We start from the raw sequence: 19,238 nt of genomic DNA, 5'->3' as shown, positions 1-19,238 counted from the left end.
CGCGACGGAGGGCTCAGGGAGGATCGGAAAGCGGCTCAGCCGGCAGGGCTCGGGCAGTGGCGGCAGGCGCGGCATCGAAGCCGGGCCGCAGCGACGCCGCCACGCCCTTGATGCATTCGCGCAGCCAGCGCGCGGAGCTCGACGAATGCGTGCGTTCGTGCCAGAGCTGGTAGTACATGAGGCGCGGCAAGGCAGCCGGGCACTCGAGGATCTTCACGGGCAGCCGTGCGGCAAAGCGCTCGCAGTACTGGCGCCCGGTGGTCAGCACCAGCAGGCTCGAGGCCACCATGTCGGGTATGAGGCTGAAGTGCGCGCAGCGCGCCGTGATGTTGCGCTGCCGGCCCAGCTCGTCGAGCATCTGGTCGATGATGCCGCGCCCGCCCGGGTGCATGGGCGTGGGCGCGATGTGCTCGGCCGCCAGCCAGGTTTCCAGGTCCCACCCGCGCCGCACGGCCGGATGGTCCTGGTTGACCAGCGACACCACCTCGTCGCCGAAGAGGCGCGCCATGTGCAGGTCCTCCGGCGGCTTGAGCCAGTTGCCGATCACCAGGTCGACCTGCCCGAGCGCCAGGTGCCCGTGGTAGTCCGAGTCGGGCGAGAGCGCATGGATCTCGATCTGGCACAGCGGCGCCTCGCGCTTGACCTGCGCCACCAGCAGCGGCAGGAACAGCGGGTCCATGTAGTCGCTGGCCGCGATGCGGAAGGTGGTGGCCGCCGACTGCGGCTCGAAACCGCGCGCATCCGAGAACAACATCTCGGCCGCCCGAAGAATGCTGGCCGCGGGCTCGATCATGCGCAGCCCCGCGTCGGTGGGCACCATGCCCGAGCCCGAGCGCACCAGCAGCGGGTCGCCCGACAACTCGCGCAGGCGCTTCAGCGCGGCCGAGACGGCCGGCTGGTACATGCCCAGGCGAATGGCGGCGCGCGAGACGCTGCGGTCGGTCAACACGGTGTGAAGCACCCGAATCAGATGAAGGTCGATCTTGTCGAAAAGCGCCTGGTCTCTCATGGCTGTTCACACCTTTCTTGTCTGTGCGAACAGTTATACAGCGCAACATTTGGAGAACGGAAGGACGCTCGGACCGTGCGAGCACGGCCGGTGCTCATTCGCCAGAGGCTGCCTGCACCGCGGTCAGGGCGCGGAGGATGGATTCGCTCGTGGCCGGCGCCTTCAGCGGCGGATCGACCCGGTGTCCGCCCGCGGCCGACACGGCATCGCGGATCGCGAAGAACACCGAGAACGGCAGCAACAGCGGCGGTTCGCCCACGGCCTTGCTGCGGTGGATCGAGTCCTCGAAGTTCTGGCCCTCGAACAGGCGCACGTTGAACACCGGCGGGCAGTCGTTGGCCGTCGGGATCTTGTAGGTGCTCGGCGCGTGCGTCGTGAGCTTGCCGCTTTGCGGATGCCACACCAGCTCTTCGGTGGTGAGCCAGCCCATGCCCTGGATGAAGGCGCCTTCGACCTGGCCGATGTCCACGGCCGGGTTCAGCGACTTGCCCGCGTCGTGCAGGATGTCGGCGCGCAAGAGCTTCCATTCGCCGGTGAGCGTGTCCACCACCACTTCGCTCACCGCCGCGCCGTAGGCGTAGTAGTAGAACGGGCGGCCCTGCATCTTGTCCTTGTCCCAGCTCAGGCCGGGCGTGGCGTAGAAGCCGTCGGACCACAGCTGCTTGCGGTCGAGATACGCCTCGCCCACGACAGTGCTGAAGGCCAGCGTGCGGCCGTTCACCTCGACCTGGTCGTTGGCAAAGCGCACATCGGCGGCGTTGCCACCATGGCGCTCGGCGGCGCAGGCGGCCAGGCGTTCGCGGATCTGGCGGGCGGCGTCCTGTGCGGCCTTGCCGTTCAGGTCGGCGCCGGTCGAGGCGGCCGTGGCCGAGGTGTTCGCCACTTTCGTCGTGTCGGTCGCGGTGACACGCACGCGCTCGAAGCTCACGCCCAGTTCGTGCGCCACCACCTGCGCCACCTTGGTGTTCAGGCCCTGGCCCATCTCGGTGCCGCCGTGGTTCACGAGGATCGAGCCGTCGGTGTACACGTGCACGAGCGCGCCGGCCTGGTTGAAGTGCTTCACGTTGAACGAGATGCCGAACTTCAGCGGCGCCAGCGCCAGCCCGCGCTTGAGCACCGGGCTCTTCGCGTTGAAGGCGGCGATCTCTTCGCGGCGCAGGCGGTAGTCGCTGGTTTCTTCGAGCTCGGCCACGAGTTCGTGGACGATGTTGTCGGTCACGGTCTGGCGGTAGGGCGTGACGTTGTTCTCGCCCTTGCCGTAGAAGTTGACGCGCCGCACGTCGAGCGGGTCGCGCTTCAGCTCGCGGGCCACCGAGTCCATGATGTTCTCGATGGCGATGGCGCCCTGCGGGCCGCCGAAGCCGCGAAACGCGGTGTTGCTCTGCGTGTTGGTCTTGCCCGAGAAGCCGTGCATGGCCACGTTGGGCAGCCAGTAGGCGTTGTCGAAGTGGCACAGCGCGCGGGTCATCACCGGGCCCGACAGGTCGGCCGAATGGCCGGCGCGCGAGACCATGGTGATCTCGGCGCCGAGGATGCGGCCCTCGTCGTCGTAGCCCACGTCGTACTCATACCAGAAGCAGTGGCGACGACCGGTGATCATGAAGTCGTCGTCGCGGTCCAGGCGCAGCTTCACGGGGCGCTGCAGCTGGCGCGCCGCAATGGCCGCCACGCAGGCAAAGATCGCCGACTGCGATTCCTTGCCGCCGAAGCCGCCGCCCATGCGCCGGCATTCGACGTGCACTTCGTTCGAGGACAGGTGCAGCGCATGCGCCACCAGGTGCTGCATCTCGCTGGGGTGCTGCGTCGAGCAGTGGATGTGCAGCGTGCCGCCCTCCTTCGGAATGGCGTAGCTGATCTGGCCTTCGAGGTAGAACTGTTCCTGCCCGCCCACGTCGAGCGTGGCCTGGTGGCGATGCGGTGCCTTCGCGATGGCGGCGCGCACGGCGGCCTCGTCGCCTTCGTTGGCGGCCCCGCCGCTGCGCACGATGTGCATCGGCGGCACCACGTACTGGCCGCGCGCATGCGCGTCCTGCGGTGTGATGACGGGCGGCTGCGCCTCGAGGGTGATCGCGTCCTTGGCCTTGGCGGCGGCGCGGCGCGCGGCATCGCGGGTTTCGGCGATCACGGCGAACACGGGCTGGCCGAGGTAGCGGATCTGGCCGCCGTCGTTCACGGGCAGCAGGATCGGGTCATCGTGAATGATCGAACCGCAGTCGTTGGTGCCGGGGATGTCGTCGGCGGTGAGCACCGCGACCACGCCGGGCATGGCGCGGATGGCGTCGAGCGACAGCGCCGTCACGCGGCCGTTGGCCACCGGCGACAGGCCCAGCGCGCAGTGCAGCGTGCCGGCGAGTTCGGGAATGTCGTCGATGTAGGTGGCTTCGCCGGCCACATGCAGGTGCGCCGACTCGTGCGGGCGGCTGATGCCCACGCGCATGCCGCGGTCGTGCGCCAGCGCTTCGGCGCCCACGTCGATGCGGGCGGCGGTGTTCTTCAGGTAGTCGGCAAAGGCCTCGGCGGGCTGCAGCAGGCGGGCGTCGATGGGTTTGTTCATGGTCAGAGTCCTTCCGCCGCCACCTTGGCAACGACATGAGGCATCACGCTCCAGACGCTGGTTTCCTCGAGGGACAGCGCGTCCTGCGTGCGGGTTTCGAGCCACAGGCGCTGGATCAGGTTCTGCGCCACCTGCAGGCGGTAGTCGGCCGAGGCCCGCATGTCCGAGAGCGGCTTGAAGTCTTGCGCCAGCGCCAGCTTGGCGGTCGCCACGCTGGCCTGCGTCCAGGGCTTGCCCACGAGCGCGGCTTCGGCGTTGGCGGCGCGCTTGACGGTGGCGGCCATGCCGCCGAAGGCCAGGCGCACGGCCTTCACCGTGTCGCTGCCGGCTTCCAGTTCGATGGCGAAGCCCGCGCACAGCGCCGAGATGTCGCAGTCGAAGCGCTTGCTGATCTTGTAGGCGCGCACCTGGCGACGCATGGCGGCCAGCGGCACGGCCAGGCCCTGCACGAACTCGCCGGGCTGCAGCTCGTTCTTCATGTAGTCGAGGTAGAACGCGGGCAACGGCATGCGGCGCACGACGTCGCCGCGGCGCAGCTCGATCTCGGCGTCGAGCGACATCAGCACCGGCGGCGAGTCGCCGATGGGCGAGCCGTTGGCGACGTTGCCGCCCATGGTGCCGGCGTGGCGGATCGGCGGCGAGGCAAAGCGCAGCCACACGTCGGCCAGGCTGGGCACGCGCGCCACCAGCGCGCCGAAGGCGGCTTCAAGCGAGGCGCCGGCGCCGATGTAGAGCTCGTCGGCGCGCTCCTCGACCGCCTTCATCTCGGCCACGTCGCCGACATAGATGATGTCGCCGAGGTCGCGGAACTGCTTGTTGACCCACAGACCGACGTCGGTCGAGCCGGCCAGCAGCTGGGCGCGCGGCTTCTGCACGCGCAGTGCGGCGAGCTGGGCCAGGGTCTTGGGGGCGTGGAAGTGGTCGATGCGGGCGCCGAGCGGGGCGGCGTAGTCCAGGCCGTCGTTCTTCAGCGCGGTGAGCGCGGCCACCACGGGGGCGGTGTCCAGGCGCACGGCCGGCAGGTCGAACATGCGCTGGCCGGCGTCGAGGATGGGGCGGTAGCCGGTGCAGCGGCACAGGTTGCCCGACAGGTCATCGGCCAGCTGCTGGCGCGTGGGCTGCGTGCCCTCGGCCTGGTGGTGTTCGTAGGTGGCCCACAGCGACATCACGAAGCCCGGCGTGCAGAAACCGCACTGCGAGCCGTGGCAGTCGACCATGGCCTGCTGCACAGGGTGCAGCGGGTGGACGGCGTGCTTGGCGGTGGGTTCCGTCTTGGGCTTGCACTGCGACGCGCACTGTCCCTTGAGGTCTTCGACCGTGAACAGCGCCTTGCCGTGCAGCGTGGGCAAAAACTGGATGCAGGCGTTGACGGTCTGCAGCTGCAGGCCGTCGACCGCGCCGGGTGCGTGGGCGTCGGTGGCCAGCTCGCCGATGACGACGGTGCAGGCGCCGCAGTCGCCTTCGTTGCAACCTTCCTTGGTGCCGGTGCAGCGCGCATCTTCGCGCAGCCAGTCGAGCACGGAGCGGGTCGGATGGACCCCGCTGACGTCGACGATCTTTCCGCGATGGAAGAAGCGGATCGGTTGAATCGGTGTACTGCTGCTCTCGGTGCTCATGCTTTTTCTGGCTCGTGGGCGGCCCGTCATGGGCCAGTCATGGACGTTAGCGGCTTGCGTGGGGTCTTGCATACGGGCACGCCCATAACGCGTATGTGAGGGTCGGTATGCCACGTCCGGGGAAACCCTTGGATTGACGCTGCAATTCCCGGGCCACGCCGGAAACCGAGGGTTTTCAGCCGTTTTTCAGCCGTGTGCGATGGCGGTCCAGGCGGTGGCGAGCAGCGTCACGCCGGCCACGAAAAGCAGCCCGGCGACCAGCCATTGCAAGGTGCGCGGCTGCAGCTTGTTGGGCAGGCGATGGTGCAGCCGCGTCGCGGCGTAGACCACGGGCATGGCGCAACCGGCCAGCAGCGCCGAGTGCCACGAGAAGTGGCCCGTGGGCAACACGATGACCAGCCGCACGAGCGAGTTGAAGGCGAACATCAGCAGCAGCGCGCGGCGCACCAGTTCGCGGTCCAGCGGCTGGCGGTACATGTGGAACACGATGGGCGGGCCCGAGGCCGAGAACAGCCCGCCCAGCACGCCCGAGAGCCCGCCGATGAGGGCGAAGCTGGTGCGGCCCGACACGGCCGCCAGCGGCTTGCCCTGCAGCAACAGCAGCACGGCGCAGACCAGGATCGACACGCCCAGCAGGCCCCGCAGCCACGACACGGCGCTGCCGCTGAGCCACACGAGCAGCATGAGCCCGACGATCACGCCGACGGTGCTGCCGTTGAGCGCGGGCTTCATCAGCTGCCAGGGCACGGGGCCGGGGCGCGCTCGGAAGTAGGTCCAGGCGTTGATGAGGCTCAGCACGGTCGCGGCATTGGCCGCGTCGTTCACGCTGGCGATATCGAACACCGACACCAGGCCCAGCAGGATGAGGCTGAACGCAAAGCCCGTGAGGTTCTGCGCGTAGGTGGCCAGGCCCACGCAGGCCATGAAAATGAGCACCGGGACGGCGCCGGAAAGCACCGCCTGCACCGCGGACGCCGTCAGCACGCGCGACGGCGCGCGAGGCGGTGGAAGAAGGCGTGGGAGGGGAAGGAAGAAACGGACATGCAGGGGGACATCAGGGCAACGGAAACGCCGCGGGGCGGCCACCCGAGAATACCGCGCCCGCCGAGCCCTTGGCGACGGCGCTCAGTGCACCATGTCCCAGCCCATCATCAGCGCGGCGAAGCCCATCAGCGCGGTGCCGCCCCAGCCGAGCCAGCGGATTCGCCGCCCGGAGGTGAACGCCCCCATCACCTTCTCGCGGGTCACCAGGACCATCATGGCCGCCATGATCGGCACCGCCACCACGCCGTTGATGACCGCGCTCCAGTACAGCGCCTTCATGGGGTCGACGGGCGTGAAGTCGAGCCCCGTGCCCACCAGGGTGGCCACGGCGATGATGGCGTAGAACTCCTTGGCCTCGCGCCAGTGCCGCTCGAGCCCCTCTTCCCAGCCGAAGGCCTCGGCCACCGCGTAGGCCGCCGACGAGGCCAGCACCGGCACGGCCAGCAGCCCGGTGGCGACGATGCCGCCGGCGAACAGCCAGAACGCGAAGTCGCCGGCCAGCGGGCGCAGCGCCTCGGCGGCCTGCGCCGCGGAGGTCACGTCGTGCACGCCGCCCGCGTACAGCACGGCGGCGCCGACCACCATCACGAAGAACGCGATGAGGTTGGAGAAGGTCATGCCCATCCAGGTGTCGATGCGCACGCGCCGCAGGTCGTGGCGCACCTGCTTGTCGGTGCCGCGCCGCCCGCCCTTCAGGCGCCGTTCCTCGACCTCCTGCGAGGCCTGCCAGAAGAACAGGTAGGGCGAGATGGTGGTGCCCAGCAGCGCCACGAGCATCATCCAGTAGTCGCCGCGCCACTGCAGCTTCGGCACGACGAGGTCGTGCAGCACCTGCGCCCACGGCACCTGCACCACGAACACGGCCGCCACGTAGGCGAACAGGGTGAGCGTCAGCCACTTGAGGATGTGGGCCAGCTTGCGGTACGGCACGAACACCTGCAGCAGCACGGTGACCACGCCGAAGATCAGCGAATGGAAGTGCGCGCCGCCGCCCACCACCAGCTGCAGGGCCTCGCCCATGGCGGCGATGTCGGCCGCGATGTTGATGGTGTTGGCCACCACCAGCAGCGCCACCAGCGTGACGAGGAAACCGCGCGGCATGTGCTCGCGCAGGTTGGCCGCGACGCCCTTGCCGGTGACGCGGCCGATGCGGGCCGACACGAGCTGGATGGCCACCATGAACGGCAGCGACAGGAACACGGTCCACAGCAGGCCGGTACCGAACTGGGCCCCGGCCTGGGTGTAGGTGGCAATGCCCGACGGGTCGTCGTCGGCCGCGCCGGTGACGACGCCGGGGCCGACGTGGCGCAGGAAGGAGGGGATGCGTTTCTTCATGTGGTTCTGCTGGCTTGGGGCGCTGCGGCTCGGGGCGCATGCACAGGACACCGGGGCACGCTGCCAGTCAACCGACGCTCTGGCAATGAGCCCGTCGATGGTGGCACGCCCAACCTGACCACCACATGAATCGGACGCCGCCGCCTCAGGCCTTTTCCGAGAACAACGCCACGATCACCTGCCGCAACCAGCGGTTGCCCGGGTCGGCCTCGAAGCGCTTGCTCCAGTGCAGCGACACGGTGAAGTCGCGCAGCGGAAACGGCGGCTCGACGATGGCGTAGCCGCCCTCGGCCGCGAAGCCGCGCGCGATGTTGCGCGGCATCACCACCGCCAGGTCGGTGGCGCGCACGATGGCCGGCAGCACCATGAAGTGCTCGGTCGTCAGGCGCAGGCGGTCTTCGAGGTTCAGCAGCTGCAGGATGCGCAGCGTGTCGGCGTGGGTGCGCACGGCCACGTAGTCGAGCTCGTGCAGCGCGGCCAGCAGCGCCTGGCCGCTGCGCCGGCGCTTCACGAAGGGGTGGTCGTGGCGCAGCAGCACGATGTAGCGGTCTTTCAGCAGCTGCGTGCGCTGGGTGTCCTCCACGTGCGGCAAAAAGCCGAAGGCGAAGTCGACCCTGCCGCTGTCCAGCGCGGTGGCGATCTCGCCCGGCGCGAGCGGCATGGTTTCCACGCGCACGCCCGGTGCCAGCTCGCGCAGCCGCGCCATCAGCGCGGGCAAGAAGCGGCCCTCGCCGATGTCGCTCATGTGGATGCGAAAGAGCTTGCGCGAGGCCGCCGGGTCGAAGCGCTCGGGCTCGGCCAGGGCCTGCTGCAGCATCGCCAGCGCCGACTGCACGGGCACCGCCAGCCGCTCGGCGCGCGGCGTGGGCGCGACGCCGCCGAGGCTGCGCGTGAACAGCGCGTCGCCCAGGAGCAGGCGCAGCCGCGTGAGGCCGTGGCTGGCAGCCGGCTGCGTGAGGCCCAGCGCCTCGGCGGCGCGGCTCACGTTGCGGGTGCGGTAGACGGCGTCGAACAGCCGCAGCAGGTTGAGGTCGACCGCGTCGATATGCACCCCATTCATATTCGATAGCTGGGTCATTGCATTGAAGTATGACGCAGCTCCGCCCACACTCCCGCGTTCTCCCACGACAAGAAGCACGAGACACGATGGAAGTTTCATTCAGCAAGGAAGTGGAAATGCTGCGCCTGGGCGCAGGCGACACCTTCCACGGCGAGGGCATCCTCGCGATCACCAAGGGCCTGCTGCAGTCGGGCGTGGCCTACGTCGGCGGCTACCAGGGCGCACCGGTGTCGCACCTGCTGGACGTCATGGTGCAGGGCAAGGCCTACATGGACGAGCTGGGCGTGCACGTCGAGGCCTGCTCCAACGAGGCCTCGGCGGCGGCGATGCTCGGCGCCTCCATCCACTACCCGCTGCGCGGCGCGGTGACCTGGAAGTCGATCGTCGGCACCAACGTGGCGGCCGATGCGCTGTCCAACCTGTCGTCGCCCGGCGTGACCGGCGGCGTGCTGATCGTGGTGGGCGAAGACTACGGCGAAGGCGCCAGCGTGATCCAGGAGCGCACGCACGCCTACGCGCTCAAGTCGAGCATGTGCCTGCTCGATCCGCGGCCCGACCTGGGCGTGATGGTGCGCATGGTCGAGCAGGGCTTCCAGCTCTCGGAGGCGTCGAACATGCCCTGCCTGATGGAGCTGCGCATCCGCACCTGCCACGTGCGTGGCAGCTTCGACTGCAAGGACAACATCGCGCCCGCCGTGTCGACGCGCGCGCTGATGGACGAGCCCGCGGGCTTCGACTACATGCGGCTGGCGCACCCGCCCGTCACCTTCCGCCACGAGAAGCTCAAGGGCGACGAGCGCATGCCGGCCGCGCGCCGCCACATCGTGGCGAACGGCCTCAACGAACTGATGCCCGGCCGGCGCCACCCCGACCTGGGCATCGTGGTGCAGGGCGGTCTGTACAACGCACTGATCCGCAGCCTGCAGCAGCAGGGCCTGGCCGATGCCTTCGGCGACACCGACATCCCGATCCTGGTGCTCAACGTGACCTACCCGCTGGTGCCCGAGCAGGTGGCCGACTTCTGCGTGGGCAAGCGCGCGGTGCTGGTGGTGGAAGAAGGCCAGCCCGAGTACATCGAGCAGGACATCGCCACGCTGCTGCGCCGGCGCGACATCCAGACGCCGCTGCACGGCAAGGACCTGCTGCCGCAGGCCGGCGAGTACGGCGTGGAGGTGCTGTCGGGCGGCCTCGCGGCCTTTGCCGAGCGCTACCTCGGCGCGAGCGAGGCCGCCACCTCGGCGCAGGCCTGGCTGGCCGGCAACCGCGAACGCCGCGAGGCGGTGGCGCGCCAGCTCGACGCGCCGCTGCCCAACCGCCCGCCGAGCTTCTGCGTGGGCTGCCCCGAGCGGCCGGTGTTCTCGGCCCTCAAGCTGGCGCAGCAGGAGACGGGGCCGGTGCACATCGCGGCCGACATCGGCTGCCATGCCTTCGGCACCTTCGAGCCCTTCTCGATGGGCCACTCGATCCTCGGCTACGGCATGAGCCTGGCCAGCCGCGCGGGCGTGGCGCCGATGATGAACCGGCGCACGCTGTCGATCATGGGCGACGGCGGCTTCTGGCACAACGGCCTGCTCACGGGCGTGCAGAGCGCGCTGTTCAACGATGACGACGCGGTGCTGCTGATCTTCAAGAACGGCTACACCTCGGCCACCGGCACGCAGGACATCATCTCCACGCCCGACGACGAGATCAAGGAACGCGCCGTCGACAAGCAGCAGAGCCTGGTCGACAAGAACCAGACCATCGAGGCCACGCTCACGGGTCTGGGCGTGAAGTGGATGCGCACCGTGACCACCTACGACGTGGAGCGCATGCGCAAGACGCTCACCGAGGCGCTCACGAGCGACTTCAACGGCCTGAAGGTGGTGATCGCCGAGGGCGAGTGCCAGCTCGAGCGGCAACGCCGCATCAAGCCGTGGATCGCCGGCCTGCTCAAGAAGGGCCAACGCGTGGTGCGCGTGAAGTACGGCGTCGACGAGGACGTGTGCAACGGCGACCACGCCTGCATCCGCCTGTCGGGCTGCCCCACGCTCACGCTCAAGGACAACCCCGATCCGCTGAAGGTCGACCCGGTGGCCGTGGTCATCGACGGCTGCGTGGGCTGCGGCCTGTGCGGCGCCAACGCGCACGCGGCCACGCTGTGCCCGAGCTTCTACCGCGCCGAGGTGGTGCAGAACCCGAAATGGCACGAACGCCTGCTGCACGGCCTGCGCAGCGCGATCGTCGGCGCCCTGCGCCCGGCATGAAAGAGAACCGAGACATGGAACAGAACCGTCCCACCACCCTGCTCGTCTGCGCCCTCGGCGGCGAAGGCGGTGGCGTGCTCACCGAATGGCTGGTCGACGCCGCACGGCATGCGGGCTACGCGGCGCAGAGCACATCGATCCCCGGCGTGGCGCAGCGCACCGGCGCCACCACCTACTACCTCGAAGTGTTCCCGGTGCCGATGGCGCAGCTGGGCGGCCGCCGCCCGGTGTTCAGCCTGGGCCCGGTGCCGGGCGCGCTCGACGCGATCGTCTCGTCGGAGCTGCTGGAGACCACGCGCCAGATCGGCAACGGCATGAGCGCGCCGCTGCGCACGCTGGTCATCAGCTCGTCGGCGCGCGTGCTCACCACGGCCGAGCGCATGGTGCCCGGCGACGGCCGCGCCGACGCGCAGCGCCTGCTCGACGTGGTCAAGGCCTTCAGCCGCGAGCACCACGTGCTCGACATGGGCGCCATGGCGCGTGAGGCCGGCACGGTGGTCAGCGCCGTGATGCTGGGCGCGATCGCGGGCAGCGGCCTGTTCCCGTTCCCGCGCGAGGCCTACGAGCGCGCGGTGCGCGGCGGCGACGAGGCCGCACCCGACAAGCTCGGCAAGATGGCCGCCGCCAGCCTGCGCGGCTTTGCCGCCGCCTTCGAGGCCGTGCGCGCGCCGCGCGCCCAGGCCGCCTTCGTGCAGGGCGTGCTGGCCGGCGACGACACGCGCGACGCGCCCCCGCCGCCGCAGCCCCTGCCCGACGACGTGGCGCGCCGCTTTCCGCCGGCCGTGCACGACATGCTGGCGCTCGGCCATGCACGGGTGCGCGACTACCAGGACAACGCCTACGCCGCGCTGTACGCCGATCGCCTCGTGCGGGTGCTCGAGGCGGAGCGCGCCGCCGACCCGTCGGGCGCGCAGGGCTTCGCGGTCACGCGCGAAATGGCGCGCTGGCTGGCGCTGTGGATGGCCTTCGACGACATCGTGCGCGTGGCCGCGCTGAAGGGCCGCGCCAGCCGCGCGCAGCGCGTGCGCCAGGAAGTGCGCGCCGGCGACGACGACCTCGTGAAGGTCTTCGACCACTTCAAGCCCGGCGCGCCCGAATTCGCGGCGCTGCTGCCGCCGTCGCTCGCGCGCCGCGTGACCGCCTGGGACCGCGCCCGCCAGTCGCGCGGACTCTCGCCCTGGGCCTTGCCGCTGCAGGTGGGCAGCCACTCGGTGCTGGGCATGGCCTCGCTGCGCGTGCTGGCCTCGCTCACCTGGCTGCGCCGGCGCGGCAGCCGCTTTGCCGAAGAGCAGGCGCTGATCGAGCGCTGGCTGGCCGCCGTCGAGACCGGCACGCGCACGCACTGGGCGCTGGGCCGCGAGCTGGCGCTGTGCGGCCGGCTCATCAAGGGCTACGGCAGCACCAACGAACGCGGCAAGCACAACCTGCTGCACGTGATCGACGAGCTCGCGGGCCGCGCCGCGCTGCAACCCGCCGCACGCGCCGAGGCGATTGCGGCGGCCCGCGAGGCCGCGCTCGCGGACGAAGGCGGCAAGGCGCTGGACGCCGCGCTCACGCGCCACGGCGCCGCGCCGCGCCCGGTGCAGGCGCAACCCATCCGCTGGATGAAGCGGCCCAAGACAACGACCACGATCTGAGGAGACAAAGAACCATGACCCCACGTTCCGCCCCCGTTTCATCGCGCCGCCTGCTGCTGGCGCTCGCGTTGGCCAGCACCGCCCTGTGCGCGCCTGCCGTGCACGCCGACACCTGGCCCTCCAAGCCCATCAAGGTAATCGTCAACTTCCCGGCCGGCGGCGCAGCCGACCAGCTCGCGCGCGCCGTCTCGCAGCCGCTGCAGGAGGCGCTGAAGCAGCCCGTGGTGATCGAGAACCGCGGCGGTGCCAACGGCAACGTCGGCGGCGAGGCCGTGGCGCGCGCGGCGGCCGACGGCTACACGCTGCTCATGAGCTCGGGCGGCATGGTGTCGGTGAACCCGCACCTGTATGCGCGCATGAGCTTCGACCCCGCCAAGGACCTGGTGCCCGTGGCCGCCGCCGCGCGCGTGCTGGTGTTCCTGGTCACGCGCCCTTCGCTGCCGCCGACCGACGTGAAGTCGTTCATGGCCTACCTCAAGGCCAACCCCGGCAAGCTCTCGTACGGCTCGCCGGGCAACGGCAGCTCGCCGCACCTGGCGGGCGAGATGTTCAAGAGCCAGGCCGGCCTGTTCGCGCTGCACGTGCCGTACCGCGGCGCGGCGCCCGCCTTGCAGGACCTGCTGGCCGGCCAGATCGACTACGCCTTCGACCCCGGCATTGCCCTGAACCAGGTGCGCGCCGGCAAGCTCAAGCTGCTGGCCGTGGGCAGCCCGCACCGCTCGTCGCAGTTCCCCGACGTGCCCACGCTCGACGAGGCCGGCCTGCGCGGCTTCGACGCCGACACCGTCTTCGGCTTCTACGCGCCGGCCGGCACGCCGCCCGAGGTGGTGGCGCAGCTCAACACGCAGATCAACCGCGCGCTCGCGCTGCCGGCGGTGAAGGAGCGCATCGCGGCCATCGGCGGCGAGCCGGCACCGGGCACGCCGGCCGACTTCCAGCGCCGCGCGGCGGCCGATTCGCAACGCTTCGGCGCGCTGATCCGCGAGCGCGGCATCAAGGCCGACTGAGCAGCCGGGACAATCGACGGATGAGCAGCACCCCCTCTCCCACCGACGCTTCCGGCAAGGAAGTCGTCTACACCGCACGCGTCGAGTTCGGCGACTGCGACCCGGCCGGCATCGTCTGGTTTCCCAATTTCTTCCGCTGGATCGACGCGGCCTCGCGCCACTTCTTCGCCGAGTGCGGCGTGCCGCGCTGGGAGGAAACGGCCCAGACGCTCGGCGTGATCGGCACGCCGCTGGTCGACACGCACACGCGCTTCGTCAAGGCGGCCAGCTACGGCGACACGCTGCAGATCGCGGTGCGCATCACCGAATGGCGCGACAAGAGCTTCGTGCAGACCTACCGCGTGACGCGCGGCGACGACCTGATCCTCGAATGCGAAGAGGTGCGCATCTTTGCGGCCAAGCGCGAAGGCGGCGGCATCCGTGCGGTGCCGATTCCGCCGACGATCCGGGCGCTCTGCACGGGCTGAGCCACGAGGCCTGCCCGTTCAGGCCGCGTCGCGACGCAGCTGCGCGAGCAGGCCTTCCACGCCGAGGTCGATCAGGTCGAAGGCCTCGATGAAGGCCTGGTGGCCGCCGTACCACGGGTCGGGCACGTCGCCGCCGATGGCCTCGGCGAACTCCGAGAGCAGGCGCACCTTGCGCGCCGCATCCGCGGGCGCACGCCTGCGCAATGCGGCGCAGTGCTGCTGCGTCATGCCGATGAGCCAGTCGAAGCGCTCGAAGTCGGCCGCGCGCACCTGGCGTGCGCGGTGCGCGGGCATCGCGATGCCGCGCCGCAGCGCCTCGGCCACCGAGCGCGGGTCGGGCGGATTGCCGCGCTCCTCGTCGGAGATGGCGGCGCTGTCGACCTCCACCGCGAAGCCCACGCGCTGCGCCTTGTGGAGCAGCAATGCGTGCGCGGTCGGCGAACGGCAGATGTTGCCGGTGCAGATGAACAGGATGGCCGGGGTGCTTGGTTTCATGCGCGCCAACTATAGGCACGAGGAGCAGGCATTCGGCATAGGCCACCCTACCCATCGCATCCCCCGGTCGGGGGATGCCACGAGGGAGCGAGGGCGAATCGCACCCCTCTCTCCAATGGACAGCTCCCATATCTTCGGTATCGCCTGACACAACTCCTTGCGCTTCACTACGGCCCATGGTCAGTGCAAAGGAGGTCACGATGCCCCGACCCAGTCTTCACAGCGCGAGCATCACGCTGAAACTTCCCTTCGACATGAGCGCCGCGCAAGAGGTCGAGGCCCTGCGCGCCGCGGGCATTCCGGTGGACGACCTGGGCAATGCGCTGTCGGGCTTCCTGTTCGTGCGCTTCAGCGACGGCTGGCGCGGCGACTCGAACGTCTTCCGCTGGTTTCCGAGCCCCATCGAGCGCAGCGCGAACGACGCCCGCCTCCACCTCGCGCCACCCCGGCGCAGCCTGTTGCTGCATGCCAAGGGTTGACGCTGACAATGATGCGGTGCAACAATCCGGAAATCATCATTTCGGAGCCCCGTGCGTGGACAGTGCCAGTTGGATCAGTGACAAGACGCGTGCCTCGGCAGGCGTGACACCCCCGGCCCTCTAGCGCAGGCAGCTCCCGCGCTGGCGGCCGCCGTGTCCGCAGCGCGAACCCCTTGCCCCTCGGGCAAGCGGCTCCCCCTACCGATTCCCGTTGTTCTTCGTCGCTGACTTTGTCAGTCAGCTTGCGTGCGTCCGTGCGCGAGGCCCTTCAGCGTGAAGGAGCCTTGTCATGCGCCAGTTTCAAATTCGTCCGTTGCATCCGCAGGTGCGACCGTCGCACGGTCGTCCGTCGGCGCACGCCAGTGCACCTGCGCGCGTGAACCCGGCGCCGCACGTCGACGACGAGCAGGCCCTGGACCGCGCCGCCGCGCTGTGGACCACGCGCCGCATCCGCAGCTTCTTCCTGCTGCTCGAACAGCCCGGCCACGGCACCACGCGCCGCTGAAGCCCGCCCCTGCCACCCCACAGAACAGGAGGCCCCCATGGACCCGGACCCTTGCTTGCGCCGCTGTGCGCCGCCTTCCTTGCCCGATCGATCCCCCATTCACCTCGCAGCCTGCCGCGCTGCGGAGGAGCGCCGCCGGCTGACTGCTGAGTAAGCACGTCGTCACGGGCGTTTCCTTCCTTCGCGGCGCGCCGCATCCGAAGGAGAAACGCCCATGACCCGCGAACGCCTGCGGCGTGTCGTACGGACGGCCACGGCCGCCCGCGCCACCGCCCGCCCCTTTGCCTTTCGCCGCCCCGCGCCAAGCCGCGCGTGGCTGGCCACCCTCTGCAGCCTGGCCGCCACGCAGACCCACGCCGCCGGCGGCCACCATTCGGTGGACGACGCCGCCATCCTCGATCCGGGCCAGTGCCAGATCGAGACCTGGGGCGGCCAGCGCCTCGTGCACCTCGGTCCGGCCTGCCGTGTCGGCCCCGTCGAGCTGGGCCTGAACCTCGAACGTGAGCGCGGTGCCGATGGCCGCACCGTGCGCGCCGGCCCGCAGATCAAGTGGGCCTTCGCGCTCACCGACACGCTGAGCACCGGCGTGCTGGCCTCGGCCACATGGCAACGCAGCGATGCCGGCCATGCCTCGTTGCGCCTGGCCGACCGCAGCGTGGTGATCCCCGTCACCTGGCAGTTCGACGACGCCTGGCGCGCCCACCTGAACCTGGGCCGCGACTTCCATCGCGCACAACCGAGCACCAGCCACTCGGGCGCGGCGCTCGAATGGGCCGCCCTGCCCGCGCTGTCGTTCGTGGCCGAGCGCTTCCGCGAAGGCGGGCGCAACGCCTGGCGCGCCGGCCTGCGCTGGGCGGCCACGCCGGCCCTGAACGTCGACCTCAGCCATGCCCGCGACCTGCGCCACGACGGCCCGCGCGGCTGGACGCTGGGCCTCACCTGGGCGTTCGCTCGCTGAGCGCCCCCACACAGGAGAAAAACAATGAAGAACGTCCTGAAGTCCTTTTTCGAAAGCTTCCTGCACAGCCGCCACATGCGGCACCACTTCGAGCGCTGGCAGACGCTGCTGAGCGCCAAGCCCAGCAACCGCGGCTCGGCCGCGATGCCGCCCGAGATCGCCAAGGCGCTGGCCGCTGCCTCGCACACCGACGCGGGCGAAGTGCTGGTGCGCCTGAACAGCTCGTCGCAAGGCCTCACCGAAGCCCACGCGCTCGCGCTGCGCAAGCGGCTGGGCAGCAACGAGGTGCGCCACGAGCAGCCGCTGCCGTGGTGGAACCACCTGTGGCAGTGCTACCGCAACCCTTTCAACCTGCTGCTGACGGTGCTCGCGCTGGTCTCCTACATCACCGAGGACACGAAGGCCACGGTGGTGATCGGCAGCATGGTGCTGCTGTCGACCGTGCTGCGCTTCCTGCAGGAGTCGCGCTCCAACAAGGCCGCCGACCGGCTCAAGGCGATGGTCAGCAACACCTCGACGGTGCTGCGCCCCGCGCCTGGCGAGAAGGCCGGCCGCGCCGGTGACGAGGGCTTCGACCTCGCGCACGCCGGCACGCAGCGCATCGAAGTGCCGATGCGTGACCTCGTGCCCGGCGACGTGATCGCGCTGTCGGCCGGCGACATGATCCCGGCCGACGCGCGCCTGCTCTCGGCGAAAGACCTGTTCATCAGCCAGTCGGCGCTCACCGGCGAATCGATGCCGGTGGAGAAGTTCGCAGCCACCGCCGCCGACCACCAGGCCGGCGTGCTGGAGCGCGACAACCTGCTGTTCATGGGCACGAACGTGATCAGCGGCACCGCCACCGCGGTGATCGTGCACACGGGCGAGCGCACCTTCTTCGGCGCGCTGGCCCAGCGCGTGAGCGCGACCGACCGCGGCACCACCGCCTTCCAGGCCGGCATCAACCGTGTGAGCTGGCTGCTGATCCGCTTCATGCTGGTGATGGCGCCGCTGGTGCTGGTGATCAACGGCGTGACCAAGGGCGACTGGTGGGAGGCGGCGCTGTTCGCGCTGTCGATCGCGGTCGGCCTCACGCCCGAGATGCTGCCGATGATCGTGACGGCCACGCTGGCCAAGGGCGCCGTCGTGATGTCGCGCCAGAAGGTGATCGTGAAGCGGCTCGAAGCGATCCACAACTTCGGCGCGATGGACGTGCTGTGCACCGACAAGACCGGCACGCTCACGCAGGACCGCATCGTGCTCGAACGCCACACCAACGCCTGGGGCGAAGACTCCGACCACGTGCTGCAGCAGGCCTACCTCAACAGCTTTCACCAGACGGGGCTGAAGAACCTGCTCGACAAGGCCGTGCTCAGCCACGCCGAGGTGCAGCTGGACACGCAGCTGCAGACCGGCTGGCGCAAGGTCGACGAGGTGCCCTTCGACTTCTCGCGCCGCCGCATGTCGGTGGTGGTGGCGCACGGCGAGGACGAGCACCTGCTGATCTGCAAGGGCGCGCTCGAAGAGATCCTGTCGGTGTGCACCTCGGTCGAACGCGGCGCCGAAGTGCTCGCGCTCGACGCCGACGTGATGGCGCGCATCCACCGCGTGGCCTCGGAGCTCAATGCCCAGGGCCTGCGCGTGGTGGCCGTGGCCAGCCGCACGCTGCACGCCGGCGCGCGCAAGCCGGCCTACGGCGTGGCCGACGAGGCCGGGCTCACGCTGCTGGGCTACGTGGCCTTTCTCGATCCGCCGAAGGAATCGACCGCGCCCGCGCTGCAGGCGCTGGCCGCGCACGGCGTGGCGGTGAAGGTGCTGACCGGCGACAACGAGCTGGTCACGCGCAAGGTCTGCGGCGACGTCGGCATCGACGCCGGGCGCATGGTGCTGGGCCACGAGGTCGAGCGCATGAACGAGGCCGAGCTGCGGCAGGTGGTGGAAATGCGCCAGGTGTTCGCCAAGCTCACGCCCGCGCACAAGGAACGCATCGTGCAGGCGCTGCATGCCAACGGCCGCGTGGTCGGTTTCATGGGCGACGGCATCAACGACGCGCCCGCGCTGCGCGCCGCCGACATCGGCATCTCGGTGGACGGCGCGGTGGACGTGGCCAAGGAATCGGCCGACATCATCCTGCTGGAGAAGAGCCTGATGGTGCTGGAGCAAGGCGTGGTCGAAGGCCGCCGCACCTTCGCCAACATGCTCAAGTACATCAAGATCACGGCCAGCTCGAACTTCGGCAACGTGTTCTCGGTGCTGGTGGCCAGTGCCTTCCTGCCCTTCCTGCCGATGCTGCCGCTGCACCTGCTGGTGCAGAACCTGCTGTACGACGTGTCGCAGATCGCGATCCCGTTCGACAACGTGGACGAGGAATTCCTGAAGACGCCGCAGCGCTGGAACCCGGCCGACCTGGGCCGTTTCATGGTGTTCTTCGGGCCGCTGAGCTCGGTGTTCGACATCCTGACCTACACCGTGATGTGGTTCGTGTTCGCAGCCAATTCGGTGGAACACCAGACGCTGTTCCAGTCGGGCTGGTTCATCGAGGGCCTGCTGTCGCAGACGCTGATCGTGCACCTGATCCGCACCCGCAAGATTCCGTTCCTGCAAAGCCGCGCGGCCTGGCCGCTGTTGGCCATGGGCGCGGCCATTGCGGCCGTGGGCATCTGGCTGCCGATGGGGCCGCTGGCGCACTACTTCAAGCTGCAGGCACTGCCGCTCGCGTACTTCCCGTGGCTGGTGCTGATGCTCGTCGGCTACGCGACGCTGACGCAGGCCGTGAAGGGCTGGTACGCGCGCAAGTACGGCTGGCAGTAAGACAACAAGAACCACCCGGCGGACGCAGGGTCGCGG

Annotated in this window: 15 protein-coding genes; 8 read left to right on the top strand and 7 right to left on the bottom strand. The window is 69.8% G+C overall.

Annotation, left to right across the window (positions count from 1 at the left end; translation table 11 throughout):
- Positions 1-13 precede the first annotated feature (13 nt).
- The 6 genes from AC07OH_RS15575 to AC07OH_RS15550 form a co-directional block, all read right to left on the bottom strand.
- Complete coding sequence (locus AC07OH_RS15575) at positions 14-1,009, bottom strand: LysR family transcriptional regulator (RefSeq protein WP_495301281.1); 996 nt, start codon at positions 1,007-1,009, stop codon at positions 14-16.
- Positions 1,010-1,103: 94 nt separating this feature from the next.
- Complete coding sequence (gene xdhB / locus AC07OH_RS15570) at positions 1,104-3,563, bottom strand: xanthine dehydrogenase molybdopterin binding subunit (protein WP_495301280.1); 2,460 nt, start codon at positions 3,561-3,563, stop codon at positions 1,104-1,106.
- 2 nt (positions 3,564-3,565) lie between these two features.
- Complete coding sequence (xdhA, locus tag AC07OH_RS15565; RefSeq protein ID WP_495301279.1) at positions 3,566-5,179, bottom strand: xanthine dehydrogenase small subunit; 1,614 nt, start codon at positions 5,177-5,179, stop codon at positions 3,566-3,568.
- Positions 5,180-5,365: 186 nt separating this feature from the next.
- Positions 5,366-6,163 carry a TSUP family transporter gene (locus AC07OH_RS15560; RefSeq protein WP_495301278.1) on the bottom strand — a complete coding sequence of 266 codons (798 nt, stop codon included), beginning with the start codon at positions 6,161-6,163 and terminating at the stop codon, positions 5,366-5,368.
- A 141-nt stretch (positions 6,164-6,304) separates the two neighbouring features.
- Entirely contained in the window at positions 6,305-7,558 is a 1,254-nt protein-coding gene (locus AC07OH_RS15555; protein WP_492677630.1) for an NRAMP family divalent metal transporter, read from the bottom strand.
- A 145-nt stretch (positions 7,559-7,703) separates the two neighbouring features.
- Positions 7,704-8,618 carry a LysR family transcriptional regulator gene (locus AC07OH_RS15550; RefSeq protein WP_495301277.1) on the bottom strand — a complete coding sequence of 305 codons (915 nt, stop codon included), beginning with the start codon at positions 8,616-8,618 and terminating at the stop codon, positions 7,704-7,706.
- Between the two features lie 86 nt (positions 8,619-8,704).
- Between AC07OH_RS15550 and AC07OH_RS15545 the strand changes: the two genes are divergently transcribed.
- Genes AC07OH_RS15545 through AC07OH_RS15530 form a run of 4 tightly spaced genes read left to right on the top strand, consistent with a single transcriptional unit; the run spans position 8,705 to position 13,975 of the window.
- On the top strand, positions 8,705-10,864 hold the full coding sequence (locus AC07OH_RS15545; RefSeq protein ID WP_495301276.1) for a thiamine pyrophosphate-dependent enzyme: 2,160 nt from the start codon (positions 8,705-8,707) through the stop codon (positions 10,862-10,864).
- A 14-nt stretch (positions 10,865-10,878) separates the two neighbouring features.
- On the top strand, positions 10,879-12,501 hold the full coding sequence (locus AC07OH_RS15540) for an indolepyruvate oxidoreductase subunit beta family protein (protein ID WP_495301275.1): 1,623 nt from the start codon (positions 10,879-10,881) through the stop codon (positions 12,499-12,501).
- A gap of 14 nt (positions 12,502-12,515) precedes the next feature.
- Positions 12,516-13,508, top strand: coding sequence for a Bug family tripartite tricarboxylate transporter substrate binding protein (locus AC07OH_RS15535; RefSeq protein WP_495301274.1), 993 nt, complete (start codon positions 12,516-12,518; stop codon positions 13,506-13,508).
- A 20-nt stretch (positions 13,509-13,528) separates the two neighbouring features.
- Complete coding sequence (locus AC07OH_RS15530; RefSeq protein WP_495301273.1) at positions 13,529-13,975, top strand: acyl-CoA thioesterase; 447 nt, start codon at positions 13,529-13,531, stop codon at positions 13,973-13,975.
- Positions 13,976-13,993: 18 nt separating this feature from the next.
- Here AC07OH_RS15530 and AC07OH_RS15525 read toward each other — a convergent pair whose 3' ends face one another.
- Positions 13,994-14,470 carry a low molecular weight protein-tyrosine-phosphatase gene (locus AC07OH_RS15525; RefSeq protein ID WP_495301272.1) on the bottom strand — a complete coding sequence of 159 codons (477 nt, stop codon included), beginning with the start codon at positions 14,468-14,470 and terminating at the stop codon, positions 13,994-13,996.
- A gap of 254 nt (positions 14,471-14,724) precedes the next feature.
- Between AC07OH_RS15525 and AC07OH_RS15520 the strand changes: the two genes are divergently transcribed.
- The 4 genes from AC07OH_RS15520 (at position 14,725) to mgtA (ending at position 19,202) form a co-directional block, all read left to right on the top strand.
- Positions 14,725-14,949 carry a hypothetical protein gene (locus tag AC07OH_RS15520; RefSeq protein WP_495301271.1) on the top strand — a complete coding sequence of 75 codons (225 nt, stop codon included), beginning with the start codon at positions 14,725-14,727 and terminating at the stop codon, positions 14,947-14,949.
- 289 nt (positions 14,950-15,238) lie between these two features.
- Positions 15,239-15,454, top strand: coding sequence for a hypothetical protein (locus tag AC07OH_RS15515; protein WP_495301270.1), 216 nt, complete (start codon positions 15,239-15,241; stop codon positions 15,452-15,454).
- 214 nt (positions 15,455-15,668) lie between these two features.
- The gene (locus AC07OH_RS15510; RefSeq protein WP_495301269.1) at positions 15,669-16,412 is read left to right on the top strand and encodes a PA4824 family protein; all 744 of its coding nucleotides are present in this window, start codon (positions 15,669-15,671) and stop codon (positions 16,410-16,412) included.
- 24 nt (positions 16,413-16,436) lie between these two features.
- Complete coding sequence (gene mgtA, locus AC07OH_RS15505; protein ID WP_495301268.1) at positions 16,437-19,202, top strand: magnesium-translocating P-type ATPase; 2,766 nt, start codon at positions 16,437-16,439, stop codon at positions 19,200-19,202.
- Positions 19,203-19,238: the final 36 nt, after the last annotated feature.

This window comes from Variovorax sp. GW821-FHT10C12 (genome assembly GCF_059415405.1).
The sequence above is the reverse complement of the archived record's forward strand: the minus strand, read 5'-3'. Positions and strand labels throughout refer to the sequence as shown.

Bases quoted from the DNA above. Each gene is read 5' to 3' on its own strand.
- AC07OH_RS15520 (WP_495301271.1), top strand. From the start codon at position 14,725: ATGAGCGCCGCGCAAGAGGTCGAGGCCCTGCGCGCCGCGGGCATTCCG.
- AC07OH_RS15530 (WP_495301273.1), top strand. From the start codon at position 13,529: ATGAGCAGCACCCCCTCTCCCACCGACGCTTCCGGCAAGGAAGTCGTC.
- AC07OH_RS15510 (WP_495301269.1), top strand. From the start codon at position 15,669: ATGACCCGCGAACGCCTGCGGCGTGTCGTACGGACGGCCACGGCCGCC.
- AC07OH_RS15540 (WP_495301275.1), top strand. From the start codon at position 10,879: ATGGAACAGAACCGTCCCACCACCCTGCTCGTCTGCGCCCTCGGCGGC.
- AC07OH_RS15545 (WP_495301276.1), top strand. From the start codon at position 8,705: ATGGAAGTTTCATTCAGCAAGGAAGTGGAAATGCTGCGCCTGGGCGCA.
- mgtA (WP_495301268.1), top strand. From the start codon at position 16,437: ATGAAGAACGTCCTGAAGTCCTTTTTCGAAAGCTTCCTGCACAGCCGC.
- AC07OH_RS15555 (WP_492677630.1), bottom strand. From the start codon at position 7,558: ATGAAGAAACGCATCCCCTCCTTCCTGCGCCACGTCGGCCCCGGCGTC.
- xdhA (WP_495301279.1), bottom strand. From the start codon at position 5,179: ATGAGCACCGAGAGCAGCAGTACACCGATTCAACCGATCCGCTTCTTC.
- AC07OH_RS15515 (WP_495301270.1), top strand. From the start codon at position 15,239: ATGCGCCAGTTTCAAATTCGTCCGTTGCATCCGCAGGTGCGACCGTCG.
- xdhB (WP_495301280.1), bottom strand. From the start codon at position 3,563: ATGAACAAACCCATCGACGCCCGCCTGCTGCAGCCCGCCGAGGCCTTT.
- AC07OH_RS15525 (WP_495301272.1), bottom strand. From the start codon at position 14,470: ATGAAACCAAGCACCCCGGCCATCCTGTTCATCTGCACCGGCAACATC.
- AC07OH_RS15575 (WP_495301281.1), bottom strand. From the start codon at position 1,009: ATGAGAGACCAGGCGCTTTTCGACAAGATCGACCTTCATCTGATTCGG.
- AC07OH_RS15535 (WP_495301274.1), top strand. From the start codon at position 12,516: ATGACCCCACGTTCCGCCCCCGTTTCATCGCGCCGCCTGCTGCTGGCG.
- AC07OH_RS15550 (WP_495301277.1), bottom strand. From the start codon at position 8,618: ATGAATGGGGTGCATATCGACGCGGTCGACCTCAACCTGCTGCGGCTG.